This window comes from Pseudomonas sp. B33.4, from assembly GCF_034555375.1.
Classification (GTDB): Bacteria; Pseudomonadota; Gammaproteobacteria; order Pseudomonadales; family Pseudomonadaceae; genus Aquipseudomonas.
The window spans coordinates 2,922,585-2,941,215 of the sequence record NZ_CP140706.1 but is presented as its reverse complement, the minus strand read 5'-3'; the positions used below and the strand labels follow the sequence as shown (position 1 = coordinate 2,941,215).

Annotated in this window: 17 protein-coding genes, 2 tRNA genes and 3 pseudogenes; 8 read left to right on the top strand and 14 right to left on the bottom strand. The window is 57.1% G+C overall.

Going from position 1 to position 18,631, the window contains the following annotated elements; translation table 11 throughout:
- Window positions 1-68: 68 nt before the first annotated feature.
- The 4 genes and pseudogenes from U6037_RS12950 to U6037_RS12935 all read right to left on the bottom strand — a co-directional run.
- Window positions 69-1,119 (bottom strand): annotated as a pseudogene (locus tag U6037_RS12950) (phage late control D family protein).
- Window positions 1,120-1,192: 73 nt separating this feature from the next.
- The gene (locus tag U6037_RS12945; RefSeq protein ID WP_093431007.1) at window positions 1,193-1,513 is read right to left on the bottom strand and encodes a hypothetical protein; all 321 of its coding nucleotides are present in this window, start codon (window positions 1,511-1,513) and stop codon (window positions 1,193-1,195) included.
- 88 nt (window positions 1,514-1,601) lie between these two features.
- Window positions 1,602-1,808: a tail protein X gene (locus U6037_RS12940; protein ID WP_093431004.1), complete on the bottom strand. Its 207-nt coding sequence runs from the start codon at window positions 1,806-1,808 to the stop codon at window positions 1,602-1,604.
- Window positions 1,783-2,127: pseudogene (locus U6037_RS12935) on the bottom strand (phage tail protein); the annotation flags it as partial. The gene U6037_RS12940 and the pseudogene U6037_RS12935, both read right to left, overlap by 26 nt.
- A 114-nt stretch (window positions 2,128-2,241) precedes the next feature.
- Here U6037_RS12935 and U6037_RS12930 point away from each other — a divergent pair.
- Window positions 2,242-2,699: pseudogene (locus U6037_RS12930) on the top strand (tyrosine-type recombinase/integrase); the annotation flags it as partial.
- A 26-nt stretch (window positions 2,700-2,725) separates the two neighbouring features.
- Here the strand turns inward: U6037_RS12930 and U6037_RS12925 are convergent.
- The 9 genes from U6037_RS12925 to U6037_RS12885 form a co-directional block, all read right to left on the bottom strand.
- Window positions 2,726-3,061 carry a hypothetical protein gene (locus U6037_RS12925; RefSeq protein ID WP_322847027.1) on the bottom strand — a complete coding sequence of 112 codons (336 nt, stop codon included), beginning with the start codon at window positions 3,059-3,061 and terminating at the stop codon, window positions 2,726-2,728.
- Between the two features lie 23 nt (window positions 3,062-3,084).
- The gene (locus U6037_RS12920) at window positions 3,085-3,537 is read right to left on the bottom strand and encodes a hypothetical protein (protein WP_322847026.1); all 453 of its coding nucleotides are present in this window, start codon (window positions 3,535-3,537) and stop codon (window positions 3,085-3,087) included.
- A gap of 235 nt (window positions 3,538-3,772) precedes the next feature.
- A tRNA-Cys gene (locus U6037_RS12915) sits at window positions 3,773-3,846 on the bottom strand.
- A 47-nt stretch (window positions 3,847-3,893) separates the two neighbouring features.
- Window positions 3,894-3,969 (bottom strand) — tRNA-Gly (locus tag U6037_RS12910).
- A 60-nt stretch (window positions 3,970-4,029) separates the two neighbouring features.
- Window positions 4,030-4,590, bottom strand: a complete 561-nt coding sequence (pgsA, locus tag U6037_RS12905) for a CDP-diacylglycerol--glycerol-3-phosphate 3-phosphatidyltransferase (RefSeq protein WP_016984200.1) — start codon at window positions 4,588-4,590, stop codon at window positions 4,030-4,032.
- Window positions 4,591-4,622: 32 nt separating this feature from the next.
- A complete protein-coding gene (gene uvrC, locus U6037_RS12900; RefSeq protein WP_127927157.1) occupies window positions 4,623-6,446 on the bottom strand; it encodes an excinuclease ABC subunit UvrC in 1,824 nt (607 codons plus the stop codon).
- A 2-nt stretch (window positions 6,447-6,448) separates the two neighbouring features.
- Complete coding sequence (uvrY, locus tag U6037_RS12895) at window positions 6,449-7,090, bottom strand: UvrY/SirA/GacA family response regulator transcription factor (protein ID WP_016984198.1); 642 nt, start codon at window positions 7,088-7,090, stop codon at window positions 6,449-6,451.
- Window positions 7,091-7,217: 127 nt separating this feature from the next.
- Complete coding sequence (locus U6037_RS12890; protein ID WP_322847025.1) at window positions 7,218-7,661, bottom strand: GNAT family N-acetyltransferase; 444 nt, start codon at window positions 7,659-7,661, stop codon at window positions 7,218-7,220.
- Window positions 7,658-8,419, bottom strand: a complete 762-nt coding sequence (locus U6037_RS12885) for a carbon-nitrogen hydrolase family protein (protein WP_322847024.1) — start codon at window positions 8,417-8,419, stop codon at window positions 7,658-7,660. The genes U6037_RS12890 and U6037_RS12885 overlap by 4 nt, the downstream gene beginning before the upstream one ends.
- Window positions 8,420-9,035: 616 nt before the next feature.
- On the opposite strand from U6037_RS12885, the gene U6037_RS12880 reads away from it, so the two are divergent.
- Window positions 9,036-10,112: a 3-deoxy-7-phosphoheptulonate synthase gene (locus U6037_RS12880; RefSeq protein WP_322847023.1), complete on the top strand. Its 1,077-nt coding sequence runs from the start codon at window positions 9,036-9,038 to the stop codon at window positions 10,110-10,112.
- Window positions 10,113-10,167: 55 nt separating this feature from the next.
- Here U6037_RS12880 and U6037_RS12875 read toward each other — a convergent pair whose 3' ends face one another.
- Window positions 10,168-11,244 carry a hypothetical protein gene (locus U6037_RS12875; RefSeq protein ID WP_322847022.1) on the bottom strand — a complete coding sequence of 359 codons (1,077 nt, stop codon included), beginning with the start codon at window positions 11,242-11,244 and terminating at the stop codon, window positions 10,168-10,170.
- Between the two features lie 334 nt (window positions 11,245-11,578).
- Here U6037_RS12875 and U6037_RS12870 point away from each other — a divergent pair, with 334 nt between their 5' ends.
- The 6 genes from U6037_RS12870 (at window position 11,579) to U6037_RS12845 (ending at window position 18,497) form a co-directional block, all read left to right on the top strand.
- Window positions 11,579-12,448: a triacylglycerol lipase gene (locus U6037_RS12870; RefSeq protein WP_322847319.1), complete on the top strand. Its 870-nt coding sequence runs from the start codon at window positions 11,579-11,581 to the stop codon at window positions 12,446-12,448.
- Between the two features lie 97 nt (window positions 12,449-12,545).
- A complete protein-coding gene (locus U6037_RS12865) occupies window positions 12,546-12,827 on the top strand; it encodes a peptidylprolyl isomerase (protein ID WP_181286215.1) in 282 nt (93 codons plus the stop codon).
- 134 nt (window positions 12,828-12,961) lie between these two features.
- On the top strand, window positions 12,962-14,830 hold the full coding sequence (locus U6037_RS12860; protein WP_322847021.1) for an extracellular solute-binding protein: 1,869 nt from the start codon (window positions 12,962-12,964) through the stop codon (window positions 14,828-14,830).
- Window positions 14,830-15,891: a microcin C ABC transporter permease YejB gene (locus U6037_RS12855; protein WP_322847020.1), complete on the top strand. Its 1,062-nt coding sequence runs from the start codon at window positions 14,830-14,832 to the stop codon at window positions 15,889-15,891. The genes U6037_RS12860 and U6037_RS12855 overlap by 1 nt, the downstream gene beginning before the upstream one ends.
- The gene (locus U6037_RS12850; protein WP_322847019.1) at window positions 15,891-16,913 is read left to right on the top strand and encodes an ABC transporter permease; all 1,023 of its coding nucleotides are present in this window, start codon (window positions 15,891-15,893) and stop codon (window positions 16,911-16,913) included. The genes U6037_RS12855 and U6037_RS12850 overlap by 1 nt, the downstream gene beginning before the upstream one ends.
- Window positions 16,914-16,922: 9 nt before the next feature.
- On the top strand, window positions 16,923-18,497 hold the full coding sequence (locus U6037_RS12845; RefSeq protein WP_322847018.1) for an ABC transporter ATP-binding protein: 1,575 nt from the start codon (window positions 16,923-16,925) through the stop codon (window positions 18,495-18,497).
- Window positions 18,498-18,631: the final 134 nt, after the last annotated feature.

Below are 18,631 nucleotides of genomic sequence, written 5' to 3'. Positions count from 1 at the left end.
TCCGTGCCATCGAACAAGATGTAATTACTCCAGCCCGGTTCAATCTCAATACGACCAAGGACACTTTGCTACTCCTTGAGCTGAACGACCTTCAGATCCTTCACCGCTTTTTTCTTCTTGCCTTTGGCCTTCGCCTTGCCTTTTTTGCCACCGTTGCACTCGACCGTCGTGCTCCAGCCGGACCGTGTGAACACCTGTTCCACCGAGTCGACCAGGTACTCGCCGTCGAGGCCAACCTTGAACCCTTGGGCATTGATCGATCGCTCGGCGAACAGATCGGTGCGCCCTGGCATTTCCAACCGGACACCGGCCGTAGACCGATTGAAAGCCGCCAGCCGTGCCTTAGCTGCTTCTTCAGCTGCAGACTTGTTCGGGTAGATGTGGCGGTCGGTATGCACAGGCGGCAAGCCGTCCGGTGATTCGTCGTTGTCGAGAGTGACGACCGCGAGCTTTCCGGTTTTCTTGTCTTGGTGCTTGGTCGATACCGCTTTGTGCGTGTTGCGATCACCGAGGCGAAACTGGAAGCGACTCACGTCGCGCCGCTGGATCAATACAACGCCAAAGCTCTTGCCCGAGGCGCTCTGCCCGGCTTGGCGCGGCATCACCAGCAGCTTGCCGTCGGCGACCTTGGCCGTGCAGTCGTACTGCTTGGCCAGGCCGGTGATGAAATTGAAATCCGATTCGCTGAGTTGATCCGCGCGAGGCACTTTGGTTTGCACCGGACACACCGGTTGCCAGCCATTGCGTGCGGCGACGTCGGCAACGATCTGCGACAGTGGCACGCTCTCCCAGCTGCCACTGCGGGTGGTCTTGCCGGTGCCGCGCATGTCGCTGGGCCTTGCCGGTGATAACCAGCGTGTCTGGTGGGCCGGATAGCTCGATCTCGTCGACGACGTAGCTCCCGATGCGGGTCAGCGACGTTTCGACGTAACCGAGGAAGATCTCAATGCTGGCTCCGCGCGGGGGCAGCACCACCGCACTGTCGCGGTCATCAATGCGTAGTTCGAACTCATCGGATTCCATGCCGGGCTTGTCCGTGGTTTTCAGCTGCAGTAGCCGGTCATTGATCAGTGTGGTGATGTCGGCGCCATTTGCCACGACTCGAAAGGCTGGGGTCATTTGTTTCATCCATAAAAAAGCCCGCTCAAGGCGGGCTAGTTTCATCAATTTGCTAGCTACATGACATTGCAGATCAGTCGGTCTTAACGATGGTCAGACTATCATCTCCTACAGCAATCACACTGTTACAGACGGGACAGGCAAACACGTCAGTATCAGGCACCGGCAACAACTTGGTACAGGTCGGGCAGTTGCCAACTAGAAAGGATTCCCGAGAGCCGAAGATCTTGGTGAAAACCGCGAACACCATCACCAACGCCAGAATCCACCCAACAATTGGGATCAAGGCTAATAGAGCTATTACTGCTGCGGAGATGATGAACCAAATGATGCGATGAGGGATTTCCTCTTTGATACTGCGTTTAACTTCCCTCAGTTCCGTCGACTTTTCCATGTACCGGCTCTCACCTATTCCTAAAAATGACAAGTCTATCGGCACCGGAAATCCATGGCAAACTGCCATCGCAATATCAAAGGACGTGTTAGCCCCACAACATTACTCCTCCGTTGGTGGACGCCGGCAGATCCGGCAGCTCAATCACGATGCCGGCGCGGTAAGGCTGCGGCTCATCGGCCAGCCCCTGATTGGCATCGAGTACCGCCTCGACAGTGCCGTCCAGATGCCCATACGCGTGATAACACAGGGTATCGAGCAGATCTCCGTCAGACGTTCTGCAGGTCATCGCCATAACGCGCGAACTCCAAAGTAAATGCCTGCTTACGCGGGATCCCGCCCTGCAGCAGCGCGCTATGTTCTTCTTCAACGTTCTTCAGGCACCAGGTGCCCAGCACGTCACCATAACCGCTGGTGAGTGTCAGCGGTTTCAGCTGGGAACCGAGACTGCGCAGGGTATCCAGTTGTTTGATGCCGCCTTTGACGCCCGGAAAAATCGCGCCCTTCAGGGTGATTTTTTCCTCACCGATGCCCACTGCCTGTTGCGCCGATCGACGCGTTAGGCGTTCTTGAGAGGCCCAGCGAAACTCCGTCGAGCGCCGCAGCTCATCAAACCACCCAGCCGAATGGGAATGCCTGCACGGCGTCCCACCGATGCCCGAAACCATCATCCCGCAATCCGCACCAGAGGCGTACATGCAGTACTTCAGCCGCCTGATGAAACTGACCCGGCTGATGTGCTGAAGGTATCGACCACCGATCTTAATCATGGCTTCCTGATGGTTGGCCAGGGCAAGACAGTAAAGCGCTTGCGGATCCGCCTCTACGACGGCACCAACGAAACGGACCTCTGTGTGTTCATCAACGGACTACTTGATCGGCGGGCCCAAGCCGGTACCAAAACTTCGGTCCTGATCACCAACCAAGCAGGCCTCGCATGAGCTACAACATGTTGCGCAATCGCTGGGACGAAGCCCGAGACAAGGCTGCAACGAAGGCGGCGACTGAGGGTGACGCCGAACTAGCCATCACTATCCGGAAGTTTCAATTCAGAGATATCCGACCAAAAGCAGGCAGCGAGATTGAGGATATTAAGGACGCAAGCCGATTACTCGGTCATTCCACTGAAGAAATGACCAAGAAAGTCTATCGTCGAGTTGGAGAAATAGTGAAACCAACCAAATGAACCCGACTGGATGACTTCAGTACAGCCTATAAGTTGCGCCATTTTAAATTTGAAGAATATTCAATAGCAACCCCACTTCTTATAGAGATGATATTGCATGCATAAAAACCGGGCAAGCTAATAGAACTGGGGCTAATCGTTATTCCAGCACCAGCGATTTCAAGATTAATCTCAAGGATAGTCAAGGGAAAACTCAAATGTTCTCGCAGAGCGCATAGGTTAACGGAGTACCTTCCCTGTAAACATTCAAAGTCTTGAATATCACTAATAAATTTTAGATAAAAACGGTCGCCATTGCGGTAAGTAACCTCCAGTTCCTTACCCTGTGACGGACTTCTAAGGTCAACCGGGTCGCCCTTCATGCTCCATGTTCCGTCCGTGATTCTCAAACGCTCCTCAGTGCGAGACTTAGCATTTTGGCGCTAAGCCTTAGATAACCTTCATCATCTCTTTTTAGCGCAATCACATCATGCTGATCGATGACAAGAATGCGGGGAGTTTCATAATAAAAACTACCACCCGCAACAACTAAAAGTTCTCGCCTCAACCAATCTAGATTTCCTCTTACGACTGCAGCATTTTCCCGATTGACTTTCATCTTATGAAGTTGCTCTGTAGTAAACGCGCCACCATCTGCCTTCTTATGATGATGCGCACAGAGTGCAATCATTCCTTGCGGTTCATTGTGAGCACGAACTTTTACTGGAGGATCGAAGTGATGATACTCAAGATATGGATTTCCACAGCCCTCTACAGGACAACCGAATCCTACCTCTTGACGAAGCAATTTTTTAACAAAAGGGGGAATACTCTGCCTTTGTTTCTTATGTTTCACCATCTTCATTTCCTTGAAGTAGAGATCTCGCACCTGGCAGGGGCGACAGCACGGATGGCTACCCGAAAGCACAATCAAGTGAGATTAGCACGCAGCAATCGTTCTCTTGAAGACTGGTCACATAACACAGATTTTCCTTGGCCGGGTTGCGGAACGCGCACCAGAAATTGCGGAACACCCCACTTTCTTTCAGGCAAAAAAAACCCCGTAGATCATTGATCTACGGGGTTTTTAAGAGTGGAGGCCGAGGTCGGAATCGAACCGGCGTAGGTGGATTTGCAATCCACTGCATAACCATTTTGCTACTCGGCCTCAAAACATTTGTTATCAGTAGCTCAACAACAAATGCGTTTTAAACTTGGAGCGGGAAACGAGACTCGAACTCGCGACCCCGACCTTGGCAAGGTCGTGCTCTACCAACTGAGCTATTCCCGCTTGGTGATGCGCATTCTATAGAATTAAGAAGCTCCGTCAACCCCTTGATTCAAAAAAGTTTTATTTCTTTTCAACATCGGTCTTCAGGTGCGGCCAGGCGGCGCGAAGGTACTGAACCATCGACCACAACGTCAAGCCGGCAGAGACCATCAGCAAGGCGTAACCCAAGACGACCCAGAAGCTGAAGTCCTTCGGGTTGGCCAACAGAATCACCAACGCGAGCATCTGCGCTGCGGTTTTCCATTTGCCGAGATTCGAAACGGCTACGTGGGCACGGGCGCCGAGTTCGGCCATCCACTCACGCAAGGCCGACACCACAATCTCGCGACCGATGATGACAGCAGCTGGCAAGGTGAGCCAGAGATTGCCATGTTCCTGGACCAGCAGCACCAGTGCCACTGCGACCATGAGTTTGTCAGCGACCGGGTCGAGAAACGCTCCGAACGGAGTGCTTTGCTCCAGACGGCGGGCCAGATAACCATCCAGCCAGTCCGTCGCTGCCGCGAAGGCAAACACCGAAGCGGACGCCATGTAACTCCACTGATAAGGCAGATAGAACAGCAAAATGAAGATTGGGATAAGCAGGACGCGTAGAACGGTAATCAGATTAGGGATATTCATCGGCACAACTGGCTACGAGGTGAAGGGGCATTCTACTCGCTATGCAGGTTCGCATAAATCGACTCTGCGAGCTTTTTACTGATCCCCGGGGCTTTGGCGATCTCTTCGATGCTTGCACGAGACAGCTCCTGCAATCCACCAAAATGTTTCAGCAAGTCGCGACGTCGGGTCGGCCCGACCCCCGCAACGCCTTCCAGTGTTGACGTACGGCGGGTTTTCCCGCGGCGGGCGCGATGCCCCGTGATAGCGAAGCGGTGGGCCTCATCGCGGATCTGTTGAATCAGGTGCAGCGCCGGCGAGTCGCCACGCAAGGTGAACTCATGCGCCGCATCATTTAGATACAACGTTTCGAAGCCGGCCTTGCGCGTGGCGCCCTTGGCAACGCCCAGCAGGATCAGGTCGGGCACAGCCAACTCGTTGAGGACATCACGGGCCATCGACAGTTGGCCCTTGCCACCGTCTACCAGCAGGATATCCGGCAACTTGCCCTCGCCTTCCTTGAGTTTGCTGAAGCGTCGCGTCAGGGCCTGATGCATGGCGGCATAGTCGTCACCGGCCGTGACCCCTTCAATGTTGTAGCGCCGGTAGTCCGACTTGATCGCACCTTCAGGGCCAAACACCACACAGGAAGCAACCGTCGCTTCACCACTGGAATGACTGATGTCGTAGCATTCCAGACGCTGCGGCGGCTCATCCAGGTTCAGTACTTCGGCCAGCGCCTCAAACCGTGCTGCAGTGTGTTGACGGTTGGCCAGACGTGCGCCCAATGCCTGCTCGGCGTTGGTTACAGCCAGTTGCTGCCAGCGCGCACGCGTGCCGCGCACCCGATGACTGATGGCCAACTCGCGGCCCCGCAACTCATGGATCGCTTCGATCAGCGTCGGGAAATCTTCGTGCACCACATTGACGATCAGTTCGCTGGGCAAATCGCGCTCAGGGCTGCTGATGAAATACTGGCCAAGAAACGCGGCCATGACTTCCGACACGTCTTCTTCGATCCCGACTTGCGGGAAGAAATTCTTGCTGCCCAGCACGCGTCCGCCACGCACACTGATCAAATGCACGCAGGCACCGCCCGGGTTGACGAATGCCGCGATGACATCGATATCCCCCGTGCCGCCTTCCATGCTTTGTTGATCCTGGACCCGACGCAACAGTGCGATCTGATCACGCAACTCGGCAGCCCGCTCGAACTCCAGGTTGATCGCCGCCTCCTCCATCGCCGTCGACAGTTCGTTGGTCAGCGCATGACTGCGGCCCTCCAGGAACATCACCGAGTGACGCACGTCTTCGGCATAAACCTCCGGCTCGACCAGACCAACGCACGGCGCCTTGCAGCGCTTGATCTGATACTGCAGGCATGGTCGGGTACGGTTTTTGTAATAGCTGTCTTCACACTGGCGAACGAAGAAGGTCTTTTGCAGCAGACTCAGGCTCTCGCGGATGGCGCCAGCACTTGGATAGGGACCGAAATACTTGCCTTTGGCTTTTTTCGCTCCACGATGAATGCTCAAACGCGGAAACTGGCCATCGGACAGAAACACATAGGGGTAGGATTTGTCGTCGCGCAACAGAATGTTGTACGGCGGCCGCCATTCCTTGATCAGGGTTTGTTCAAGCAACAGCGCTTCGGTTTCGTTGGCGGTGATGGTCGTTTCGACCTGGGCAATGCGCCCGACCAATGCAGCAGTTTTAGGCGCCAGACCGGTTTTGCGAAAGTAGCTGGCCAAACGCTTTTTGAGGTTCTTGGCCTTGCCCACGTACAACAGGCGTGCATCGCTGTCGAACATGCGATAGACACCAGGACGCCCGCTGACTGTCGACAGAAACGCGCCGGAATCGAATGTTTCAGTCATGGTCAGAGGCTGGCATCAACCATGCCGTGACGAACCGCCAACAGTGTCAACTCGACGTCGCTGCTGATCGAAAGCTTCTCGAAAATACGGTAGCGATAGGTGTTCACGGTTTTCGGCGACAGGCACAACTTGTCGGAAATGATCTGCACTTTCTGACAGCCGACAATCATCAAGGCGATTTGAATTTCCCGCTCGGACAAGGCGTCGAAGGGAGAATCGTTGGACGGCTGGAAGGACTTGATCGCCAATTGCTGGGCAATCTGCGGGCTGATATAGCGTTGACCGGCAAACACCAGGCGAATGGCCTGAACCATTTCCGGCAATCCGGCACCCTTGGTCAGATAACCTGCAGCCCCTGCCTGCAGCAAGCGTGTCGGGAAGGGATCCTCTTCACACACCGTAACTGCGACGACCTTGATATCCGGATGGCTGCGCAACAGTTTGCGCGTGGCTTCCAGGCCGCCGATGCCAGGCATCTTGACGTCCATCAGCACCACATCGGGTTTCAACTCTCGGGCCTTGATCAGGGACTCTTCCCCGGATTCGGCCTGGCCAACCACCTGCAAGCCATCGATATCGGCCAGCATACGTGTAATGCCTGTACGAACGAGATCATGGTCATCGACCACTAGCACCCTAATCAAGCAGACACCTCGCGATATGGTCATATTGGGATGCCGGACACCTTAGCAAAAAGTGCCACGCAGACCTAGCAGAATGCGTCATTTAAAAAGTTTCAATTCATCATTGAGGGCTTGCCGGCCGTGGCTTTCAGAGCACACGTGTACTGATATCAAGCTGCATTCGCAGAAAACACTCGTCCGCACCCTGAACCTGTAGTCCTTTTCTTTCATACAAGTGTCTTGCCGGATTATTTTCGAATACGGTCAGGCGCAAAGCCGGGCGTGTTTCTTTGCGGGCCATGCCGATAACCTGATCGATCGCCCAGGAACCCGCTCCTCGCCCCTTAAACGCTTCAGCAATCTGCAATTCACGAATGCACAGCGCGCGCATGTCCCGGCTGAGACTGAAAAAACCAACGACCACATCCCCCTGCACTATCAGCCAGTTCTGCCGCCCCGACCATGCCACGTCAAACGCCTCGTCCTGCCATAACAAGTCATGGCGAATGTAATAGCGCAACATGTTCTGACAGGTGAGATCGCGGGCAAACGCCAGATCCTCCGGCACCGCCTCTCGGAGCTGGAATGTCATGGGACGTTCGCTACAGGAATAACCCGTCCCTGCCACACACAATCGATACGCTGAGCCACGACCAGAAGGTCGCCCGCCCCCGATGCTGCGACGATCAGTGAACCGTCTTCCGACCAGATACCACTGCGCCCTGCGGATTGCCAACCACCCGTCAGTCCACCGTGATTGGCCATCAGAACAGCCATCGTGTGTTGCCGGGCGTAGCCCTGAAGTATTGCTGTGTCGGCTGCGTAACCTTTTTCGCTGATCAATACGCCGGCTGCGTACAAACCTGCGCCCTGTTCTGCCGCCGCGGCGGCATGGCTGGCATGTGAGAAATCGGCGCACACGGCCAGCGCGACCACTTCGCCGCCGATATTCAGTGCCGGCCCGCCGAGGCCGGGTGCAAAAACCAACTCCTCGCCCGCGTGCAAATGCTGCTTGCTGTAAACCCTGAGCTTACCATCAGCCCCCAGGACCAGCGCACCAATGCACACCGAATCACTGCCCTCCAGTCGAATCGGCATGCCGACTACGGCAGTGATCCTCAGCTCTCGGGCCAAATCCCTGAGAGGTTGCAGCACGACATCTTGCGGTTCGATCGCCAACGCTGCGGCTGTTTCTCCTTCGTAGCCAGTCAGCGACAACTCGGGAAAGACCAGCAAGTCGACGCCCTGCTCTGCTGCTGTCTCGAGGAAGCGACGATGTCGGGCAATATTCCCCGAGAGGTCACCGGCAATGGAAATGCTCTGGGCTGCGGCAATGGTCAATGTCGACACGGTTCATCCTTGGCAATCAAGCGAAGCGCAGAGTGTCACAACTCTTGCGTGAATCGAGCAATAGGCGTTTTGTCGATAATGCGATAGCAATTTCTGATTGCTGCGGCATATCGGCCTCTAGTAAGCTCGGCCCATTCATCGGAGACAGAACATGCTCAACGCCCTTTCACAGCTTCGTACCGCCAGCGCCTTGCGCTCGGTTGCGGCTGCCCGGGTGAATGACGTTTGCGCTCCGGTCAGCTTTTATTTTGGGTATTGGTTTAGCCACTGGCGCGCCTGATACCCAAACGGCGCCCATGAAAACGGGTCGCCTACCAGAGAATTCTCAACCCCCGGTCGGCCTCCCGACCGGGGGTTTTGTTTTTTCAGCCCCAGACTTTTTCCGCAACACACCAGACACTTTGAGGATTCACGACATGAACTACGCCACTTATTACCGTTACGACAGCTCCAGCGCCTGGCGATTTACCAGCTTCCGCTCGGGACAGCCTGCCGCCTCCGATCGGTCACCTACAGGTGGCAAGCACATACATGTAGCCAATACGGCCAACTGTCGAACACCCCAGTAGGGCCGAGCGAGCGGGAAGCACCCGCCGCCAGCCCAGGAAGACCGAATATGAACTCGTCCGTTTCTGCTCTGCCGCTGTCCACTTTGAACTCTGCCAACGAAGCATTGACCCTGCGTCTGCCCAGCTCGTTGCAACTCAAACAGCAATTGCCCCTGAGCAATGCCTTGAACCTGCAAGTCGCCGCCCATCGTCAGGCGATTCGCGCCATTCTCAATGGCCAGGACCCGCGACTGCTGGTCATCGTTGGCCCCTGCTCTATCCACGATCCACAATCTGCGCTTGAGTACGCCGGCAAGCTTGCTCGACTGGCTGAAGACGTCAGCGGCGAAATGCTGTTGGTGATGCGCGCCTACGTCGAGAAACCGCGTACCACGGTCGGCTGGAAAGGCCTGGCCTACGACCCGCATCTGGACGGCAGTGATGACATGGCTGGCGGCCTTACCCTGTCGCGCGAGCTGATGCTGGAAATGATCCGCGTCGGCTTGCCGGTGGCCACCGAGTTGCTGCAACCCATGGCTGCCGGATACTTCGATGACCTGTTGAGTTGGGTCGCGATTGGCGCCCGCACCACTGAATCGCAGATCCACCGGGAGATGGCCAGTGGTTTGAACATGCCGGTAGGTTTCAAGAACGGCACCGACGGCGGCGCCGCCATTGCCGTTGACGCCATGCGTTCGGCCGCCCATCCGCACCGACATTTCGGCGTTGACAGCCAAGGGCATCCGGCCGTCATTCAAACGCCAGGCAACCCCGACACCCACCTGGTATTGCGCGGGGGCCATAAAGGGCCGAACCATGATCGCGACAGCGTGGCGCAAATCCACGCCGACCTGAACCGACTGAAAATTCCGCGCCGGATCATGGTCGATTGCAGCCACGCCAACAGCGGCAAGGACCCATTGCGTCAGCCTGCCGTATTCAACGAAGTGCTCGAGCAACGCTTGCAAGGTGATCGTGCTCTGATCGGCATGATGATCGAGTCTCACCTGTTCGAAGGTTGCCAGCCGCTGAGCGAATCCCTGCGCTACGGGGTTTCGATTACTGATGGTTGCCTTGGTTTCAGCGCAACAGAACACTTGCTCCTTGACGCTGCCCAGCGTCTTGCTGCACACGCCAAAGGCTGATTGCCAGGCCAGCCCTGCGGATTGATTGCAATCCGCAGGGCTGGCGACGCTGCCGCTAAACCTCCACCCGCACCCGCGTCACCGCTGACTTCTGACTGACATCGTCCAGACGTTCAACGGTGTAGGACACACACACGGTAGTGCCATCGTGCTCACGCCAGAATCGATGCGGCACGATAAAGATCAGTGGCTTTCCCGCCGTCTCACGAGTGATTTCGCGGTCATCCCGGTGATTGAAAAGATCGCCGTCGCACTTGAGGTACACCAACTCACCTTCCTGCGTCTGAGCATTGCCCATCACAATGGTGACGCCATCAATCGAATCCGCTTTCAACAGCACGCCGTCTTCAGCTTCAAGTACGTCAGGAGCGTCCAGTTCACCATGCACGAACGGGGTGACGAGAATCCTTGCTGCCTCGGACTCGCGAACTGCCCCATCGACCTGCTCGATGCGATAGCGCACCACCACCTCGCCACCAAGATGTTCAGCGATATGCGCCCCACCCACCCAAAATGACAGGACCTCTGCGACAGCAAAGGCTTCGACCTTCAAGCTATCGCTGAACGTTGCCGGCAATGCATCTGCGCCCCACTGCAAAGTAACCCGATCCCCCGCAGCCATTCGCGCATAAGGCTGGAGCACGACAAGCGTGCCCTCGGTCACTCGCGCCAGATCCAGCGTCCCGCCGATCAGCCCCTCGACAATGGGTGCGAGCAACTGCGGCCGTGTATCTCCGACAGACAAATGCACACGCGAAGACAGCGCAGGCTCGGTCCCTGCGCTGAGCAACTTCCAGTGGATCTCCAGCGAACCGCCGTCCAGCGCCGCGATATGCATGCCTTTGATGACGAAAATGACATCCTTGCCGACCTGGGCTTCGCTGACATGGCGGACCATCTCATGTTGATAAGCAAAGCCCTCTATATCGAGGCCCTCCCAGTTCAACAGCAACTGATCGCCGCAAACCATGCCTGCATAAGGAGCGATTCGGACAACGACCTTGCCCAACGAGGGATCAAGCACCGTCCCCTCCAGAGAGTCGATGGTAACCGCTGGCAGCAGTTCGCTTGCCAGACACGGACTGACGTGGTGGCGCATCCGGTAGCAAAACTCGACTTCGTGCGTGTTCATTATTGCCTCCATTCCTTGGAAAAAACGCCGTTTCGTGGGCGGCGTCGACAGCCAACATTGAACGCTACCCCTCACATTTCCGATGTCAGCCGTCTCCGCCGCAGGCAATCGGCAAAGGCAGCGAACTCGGTAGGCAAACAGCACAAAAACGCGATCAACCTAGCGATAGATGGCTGCAACTTCCGATTCGGATTTCATAAGTAGCTGAAAATTCGTACAACCCCTAGTCCAGATTCATCGGCCAAGAGAAGCCTCTTCCTACTTCTTCAACGAGATGAGTGTTTTAGAGTGGCCTCCGGATTTCCCGATGAACTTCTGTGAAAAAGGTAAGAACATGCAACGGAATGCTTCAACTCGCTATCCCATCCTGTTGGTACACGGTCTGTTCGGATTCGAGCGCATCGGTCATTTCGAGCTGTTCCATGATGTAAAGGACGCTTTGAAAACGGCCGGCAGCCGAGTGTTTGTTCCACACCTTTCTGCTACCCATAAAAACGAAACAAGGGGTGAGCAACTGCTTGCACAGATTGATCGTGTGCTGCGTGGCACAGGCGCCGATAAAGTCAACCTCATCGGACATAGTCAGGGGGCATTGGCTGCTCGATACGCGGCTGCGCTTGCACCACACGCCGTAGCCTCGGTGACTTCCGTCAGCGGGCCGAACCACGGTTCGGAACTGGCTGATTTTCTGCGCAAGGCATTGATACCCGGGCGACTGCCCGAGGCGGTCGCACAGAATGTGGCAACGCTGTTTGGCAATTTTCTTTCATTGCTCAGTGGCAGTGTGACGTTGCCGCAGAATGCGCTGGCGGCGCTCAATGCACTGACGACCGAAGGAGTCGGTGATTTCAACGACAAATTTCCGCAGGGACTGCCCAAGACCTGGGGCGGGCACGGTCCGGAGCAGGTCAATGGTGTGCGCTATTACTCCTGGAGCGGCGTCCTGCCGGCAGACAGCCCGTCCTCACTCGACCCGACACAAAACATCTGCCACGCGCTATCGCAATACTTCATGACCGAGACGCAGCAGAATGACGGCTTCGTCGGCCGCTTCAGTTCTCACCTGGGCCAGGTGATCCGCTCCGACTATCCGCTGGACCATCTGGGCAGCCTGCGCCGCACAGCCAGTACCGTCACGGCTGTGCCCGACCCGATTGGACTGTACGTTGAACATGCCGGACGTCTGCGCGCCGCAAATCTCTGAGCAACGTCACGGACAATCGGACGGAACTTTGCCGAGAATTCGCCCACTGATTCCGGTAGGCTCCACACTTTACTGAAATAGATTGGAGAGTTTCCCCATGGCTAAAGCCACTGCCCGCCACATCCTGGTTTCCAGCGAAGACAAGTGCAACGAACTCAAGGCCCAGATCGAAGGCGGCGCTGATTTCGCCGAAATCGCCAAGGCCAACTCCACCTGCCCGTCCAGCCGTCAGGGCGGCGACCTGGGCTCGTTCGGTCCTGGCCAGATGGTCAAGGAATTCGACACCGTGGTCTTCAGCGCGCCAATCAACGTCGTGCAAGGTCCGGTGAAGACTCAGTTCGGTTATCACCTGCTGGAAGTCACCAGCCGTCAGGACTGATCCGTTCGCCTGAATGTTGACCAACGGCCCGCCTTCTGGTGGGCCGTTGCGTTTCAGTTACATATACGGCTGGCGGCTGGCGCGCCTCTCGCGTACAACTTGCGCTTATCGATTTCCCGGTTCCAAGGCTGACAATGCGACTGGTTTTCCCCACATTGATGTTCACCGCCCTCACCCTGCTGACAGGCGCCGCTGGCGTGAACGCTGCACCGCAACACGCGTTGACCGTTTATGGCGAACCTGCCAAGTACCCCGCCGGTTTCAGCCACTTCGACTACACCAATCTGCAAGCGCCCAAAGGTGGGACGATGCGCCGCTCGGCCATCGAGATCGGCCACTTCGACCATGTCCTTCCTTATATAGACAAAGGCATCGGCGTCACTCAGATCGATGGCTTGCTTTACTCGCCACTGGCCCAGCGTTCGCTGGACGAGCCTTACACCGTCTATGGCCTGGTCGCGCAAAAGATGGAGCGCTCGGACGATGGTCTGTCGCTGCGGTTCTTCATCAATCCCAAAGCACGCTTTGCCGATGGCAAGCCGATTACCGCCGAAGACGTACGCTACACCTACGATTTATTGATGACTCAGGGCAGCCTGCGTTATCGCACCCAGTTTGCTGACGTCAAAGGCGTCGAAGTGGAAGGTCCGTTGACCGTGCGATTCGACTTCAAGAGCAATGAAAACCGCACCCTGCCCCTGGACGTCGCGACCCTGCCGGTATTTCCCGAGCATTGGTGGAAGAGCCGCGATTTCGCCGGGGGTGGCGGCTATGAACCACCACTGGGCAGCGGCCCCTATCGAGTCGGCAAAGTCGATTCGGGGCGCAGCATCACCTTTGAGCGCAACGCCGACTGGTGGGGCAAAGACTTGCCGGTCAGTCGCGGCCTCTACAATTTCGATCATTTCAGCATCGAATACTTTGGTGATACCGACGTCGCCCGGCAAGTGCTGCGCGGTGGTGCCTATGACTACAACCGCGAATTCTCGGCCACGGGATATTCGATCGGCTACGACAGCCCCGCACTAAGCGACGGACGCCTGCAAAAAGCGCATCTGGCTACCGAGGCGCCGCAATCGGCCCAGGGCTTTGTGTTCAATCTGCAAAAACCTGTATTCGCCGATCGCCGTGTGCGACAGGCTCTGGCAATGCTTTGGGACTTCGAGTGGAGCAACCGGCAGATGATGCGCGGCATGTATATCCGCCAGCAAAGCTACTTTTCCAACACACAACTGGCGGCAAGCGAATTGCCCGATGCCCAGGAACTGAAAATCCTCGAACCGCTGCGCGGCCAGGTGCCCGACGAAGTCTTCAACACAGTCTTTGAAGCGCCGAAAACCGATGGCAGTGGCTTGATCCGCGACAAACAATTGCAAGCCCTCGAACTGCTCGAACAGGCGGGCTGGAAACCGGATGGCGATCAACTGGTGAATGCCCAGGGTGAGCCGCTGACCTTCACCTTTCTGGTCAGCCAGAACGGCATGGACCGGCTGCTGCTGCCGTACAAACGCACGCTGAAACAGATCGGCATCGACCTGAACATTCGCCGCATCGACTCCTCGCAATACGTCAATCGCCTGATGAGCCGTGACTACGACATGATTGTCACCGGCTACCCGGTCAGCACTTCGCCGGGCGGCGAGTTGCTCAATTACTTCGCTTCCGCGTCGGCCAACGACCCGGGCGCGAACAACTACATGGTGTTGAAGAACCCGGCGGTGGATACGCTGGTCAATGGTCTGATCCGGGCGTCCACGCAGTCCGACATGCTGCATTACGCCCATGCTCTGGATCGGGTACTGCAATGGAATTACTACTGGATTCCCAATTACTATCCACCCGGCACCTCGACCGTCTGGTGGAACCGTTTCGGCATACCCTCAGTACAAGCCAGCAATGACGAAGCCATCGAGAGCTGGTGGGAAATCAGCAGTACACCACTGACCAATCAGCAGATGACCGCCGAAAAAATTGCCCGTGGCAGACCCGGAGGGCCGCACTGATGTGGGGTTACATACTGCGGCGTTTGCTGCTGATCATCCCGACGCTGGTGATCATTCTGCTGGTCAATTTCGTGATCATTCAAGCCGCGCCCGGCGGTCCGGTAGAACAGGCCATTGCCCACCTGCAAGGGATCGGCGGCGCCAGTGTTGGTGGCGGCGCCAGCGAAACCATGAGCGGCACGTCACGTGCCAGTCGCGGCCTCGATCCGCAACTGATCAAGGACATCGAAAAACAGTACGGCTTCGACAAACCGGCCCATGAACGTTTGTGGCTGATGTTGAAGAACTACGCGCAACTGGATTTCGGCAAAAGCTTTTTCCGCGGCGCGACGGTCACCGACCTGATCCTGGAAAAAATGCCGGTGACCATTTCCCTCGGGTTGTGGGCGACGCTGATCACCTACCTGGTGTCGATCCCGCTGGGGATCCGCAAGGCCGTGCATCATGGCAGTCATTTCGATATCTGGAGCAGCACAGCGATCATCATCGGCTACGCAATGCCGGCGTTTCTGTTTGCGATGTTCCTGATCGTGGTGTTTGCCGGCGGCACGTCGCTGAACTGGTTTCCGGTGCGCGGTCTGGTCTCGGACAACTTTGAATCACTGTCGACTCTCGGCAAAATCACCGACTACTTCTGGCATCTGGTGCTGCCGGTGACGGCGCTGGTGATCGGTGGTTTCGCCACGCTGACGATCCTGACGAAAAACTCGTTTCTCAATGAAATCACTCGTCAGTACGTGGTCACTGCGCGCGCCAAAGGCCTGAGCGAACGTCGCGTGCTCTACGGGCATGTGTTCCGCAACGCGATGCTGCTGGTGGTGTCCGGCATCCCGCAGGCGTTCATCAGCGTGTTCTTCGCTGGCTCCCTGCTGATCGAAGTGATCTTCTCCCTCGAAGGCCTGGGACGCATGAGCTACGAAGCCGCGGTGTCGCGGGACTATCCGGTGGTGTTCGGTTCGCTGTTCATCTTCACTCTCTTCGGCCTGCTGATAAAACTGGTGGGCGACCTGTGTTACACGCTGGTTGATCCGCGTATCGATTTCGCCGCGAGGAACGCCTGATGTTCAAGCTCTCGCCTCTGGGCCGTCGTCGCTTCGAACGCTTCAAGAAAAACCGCCGTGGCTGGTGGTCGCTGTGGCTGTTTATCGGCCTGTTTGTAGTGACGCTGGGTGGCGAATTGATCGCCAACGACAAGCCTTTGGTCGTCAGCTATCAAGACCAATGGTACTTCCCGGTATTCAAGCGCCACACCGAGCAGGAGTTCGGCGGGCAACTGCCGTTTCAGGCCGATTACCGTAGCGATTATGTGCAGAACCTGATTCGCAAGGACGGTGGCTGGCTGCTGTTCCCGCCGATTCCGTTCAGTGACGACACGCCGAACTACGACCTCACCAAACCGGCGCCGAGCCCGCCTACGTCGGTCAACTGGCTGGGCACCGACGACCAGTCGCGGGATGTGCTGGCACGGGTGATTTTCGGCGCACGGGTGTCGATTCTGTTTGCCTTGATGCTGACCTTTGTCAGCGCCCTGATCGGCATCGCCGCCGGGGCGTTGCAGGGTTACTACGGCGGCTGGGTCGATCTGCTCGGGCAACGTTTGCTGGAAGTCTGGTCGGGGCTGCCGGTGCTGTACCTGCTGATCATTCTCTCCGGTTTTGTCGAACCGAACTTCTGGTGGCTGCTGGGGATCATGGCGCTATTTTCATGGCTGGCGCTGGTGGATGTGGTGCGCGCCGAGTTCCTGCGCGGACGCAATCTGGAGTACGTCAAAGCCGCGCGCGCGCTGGGCATGAGCGACCGCAAGGTGATTTTCCGGCACATTCTGCCCAACGCAATGAACGCGACACTGAGCTACTTGCCGTTCATTCTGACCGGTGCGATTTCCACCCTCACCGCGCTGGACTTTCTCGGTTTCGGCATGCCTGCCGGCAGTGCTTCGCTGGGTGAGTTGATCGGTCAGGGCAAACAGAACCTGCAGGCACCTTGGCTTGGGTTGACGGCGTTTTTCACCCTGGCGCTGATCCTTTCCTTATTGGTGTTCATTGGCGAAGCGTTGCGAGACGCGTTCGACCCTCGATCCTGAAGCGTGGCCATGACTGACAACCTGATTGAAATCCGCAACCTCAACGTCGCCTTCCATGGCCAGACCGTGGTGCGCGACCTGTGCCTGGACATCCGCCCCGGTGAGTGCCTGGCACTGGTGGGCGAATCGGGCTCGGGCAAATCGGTGACCGCCCATTCGATTCTGCAATTGCTGCCCGAAAGCGAAGCGCAAACCACCGGCAGCATTCGCTATCGCCGACAGGAGCTGATCGGTGCCGAGCCCAAGGTCTTGCGCGAATTGCGTGGCAACCGTATCGCGATGATCTTCCAGGAGCCGATGACCTCGCTCAATCCGCTGCACACCATCGAAAAGCAGATCGGCGAGACGCTGCTTTTGCACCGGGGTCTTGGCGGCAAAGCTGCGCAGCAACGCATCCTCGAACTGCTCGGACTGGTGGGCATCCAGAAACCCAAGGAGCGGCTCAAGGCCTATCCCCATCAGCTCTCTGGCGGACAACGGCAACGAGTGATGATTGCCATGGCCCTGGCCTGCGAACCGGAGCTGTTGATCGCCGATGAGCCGACCACCGCGCTCGACGTGACGGTGCAGCGCAAGATCCTGCTGCTGCTCAAATCCCTGCAACAACGCCTGGGCATGTCGCTGCTGCTGATCAGCCACGACCTCAATCTGGTGCGCAGCATTGCGCAGCGCGTGTGCGTGATGAAGGCCGGGGAAATCGTCGAACAGGCGCCTTGCGAAACCCTGTTCACCGAGCCAAAGCATCCTTACAGCTGCGTGCTGCTCAACGCCGAACCAGAAGGCGAAGCCCTGCCCCGGGATGAACGCGAAAACGTGCTGGAAGTGGATGATCTGAAGGTCGAGTTCGTCGTCGGTGGCGGTCTGTTTCAGCGCAAGCAATACCTGCGGGCGGTGGATGGCATCAGCCTGAGTATCCAGCGTGGCAAGACGTTGGGCATCGTTGGCGAATCCGGATCCGGCAAGTCGACGCTGGGCCAGGCGATCCTGCGTCTGCTCGACTCCGAGGGCAGTATCCGCTTTCAGGGCCAAGCGCTCGACGGTCTTAATCAAAAACAGATGCGGCCGTGGCGCCGTCAGATGCAAGTGGTGTTTCAGGATCCGTTCGGCAGTCTGAGCCCGCGCATGTCGGTGGCGCAGATCATCAGCGAAGGCCTCGAAGTGCACTGTGAATCGAGCGCTGACGAGTGCGATGAACAAGTGATCCGCGTGCTTAAGGAGGTCGGTCTCGATCCGCAGAGTCGCCATCGCTACCCCCACGAATTCTCCGGTGGCCAGCGCCAGCGCATTGCCATCGCGCGGGCCTTGGTACTGAAACCGGCGCTGATCCTGCTTGACGAGCCGACCTCTGCGCTGGATCGCACGGTGCAAAAACAAGTGGTCGCCCTGCTCCGCCAGCTTCAGGAAAAACACGGCTTGACCTATCTGTTCATCAGCCATGACCTGGCAGTGGTACGCGCCCTGGCCCACGACATGATCGTGATCAAGGACGGTAAAGTGGTCGAGCGTGGCGCCAGTCATGAGGTGTTCGACGCACCGCAGCATCCGTATACCAAAGAGCTGTTGGCGGCGGCGCATCCGGGGTAGGCATAATCTGTGCTCGACCTGAAACCGGGTCACGGCTTTCGCGAGCAGGCTCGCTCCCACAAAGGTCAAGCTCGCTTACAAAATTTGTGAACAACCCTGTCCACTGTGGGAGCGAGCCTGCTCGCGAAAAGGCC

What these genes read in the sequence shown, in the direction of transcription:
- U6037_RS12945 (WP_093431007.1), bottom strand. Translation starts at nt 1,513, where the DNA reads ATGGAAAAGTCGACGGAACTGAGGGAAGTTAAACGCAGTATCAAAGAG.
- U6037_RS12940 (WP_093431004.1), bottom strand. Translation starts at nt 1,808, where the DNA reads ATGGCGATGACCTGCAGAACGTCTGACGGAGATCTGCTCGATACCCTG.
- U6037_RS12925 (WP_322847027.1), bottom strand. Translation starts at nt 3,061, where the DNA reads ATGAAGGGCGACCCGGTTGACCTTAGAAGTCCGTCACAGGGTAAGGAA.
- U6037_RS12920 (WP_322847026.1), bottom strand. Translation starts at nt 3,537, where the DNA reads ATGGTGAAACATAAGAAACAAAGGCAGAGTATTCCCCCTTTTGTTAAA.
- pgsA (WP_016984200.1), bottom strand. Translation starts at nt 4,590, where the DNA reads ATGAATATCCCTAATCTGATTACCGTTCTACGCGTCCTGCTTATCCCA.
- uvrC (WP_127927157.1), bottom strand. Translation starts at nt 6,446, where the DNA reads ATGACTGAAACATTCGATTCCGGCGCGTTTCTGTCGACAGTCAGCGGG.
- U6037_RS12890 (WP_322847025.1), bottom strand. Translation starts at nt 7,661, where the DNA reads ATGACATTCCAGCTCCGAGAGGCGGTGCCGGAGGATCTGGCGTTTGCC.
- U6037_RS12880 (WP_322847023.1), top strand. Translation starts at nt 9,036, where the DNA reads ATGAACTCGTCCGTTTCTGCTCTGCCGCTGTCCACTTTGAACTCTGCC.
- U6037_RS12875 (WP_322847022.1), bottom strand. Translation starts at nt 11,244, where the DNA reads ATGAACACGCACGAAGTCGAGTTTTGCTACCGGATGCGCCACCACGTC.
- U6037_RS12870 (WP_322847319.1), top strand. Translation starts at nt 11,579, where the DNA reads ATGCAACGGAATGCTTCAACTCGCTATCCCATCCTGTTGGTACACGGT.
- U6037_RS12865 (WP_181286215.1), top strand. Translation starts at nt 12,546, where the DNA reads ATGGCTAAAGCCACTGCCCGCCACATCCTGGTTTCCAGCGAAGACAAG.
- U6037_RS12860 (WP_322847021.1), top strand. Translation starts at nt 12,962, where the DNA reads ATGCGACTGGTTTTCCCCACATTGATGTTCACCGCCCTCACCCTGCTG.
- U6037_RS12855 (WP_322847020.1), top strand. Translation starts at nt 14,830, where the DNA reads ATGTGGGGTTACATACTGCGGCGTTTGCTGCTGATCATCCCGACGCTG.
- U6037_RS12850 (WP_322847019.1), top strand. Translation starts at nt 15,891, where the DNA reads ATGTTCAAGCTCTCGCCTCTGGGCCGTCGTCGCTTCGAACGCTTCAAG.
- U6037_RS12845 (WP_322847018.1), top strand. Translation starts at nt 16,923, where the DNA reads ATGACTGACAACCTGATTGAAATCCGCAACCTCAACGTCGCCTTCCAT.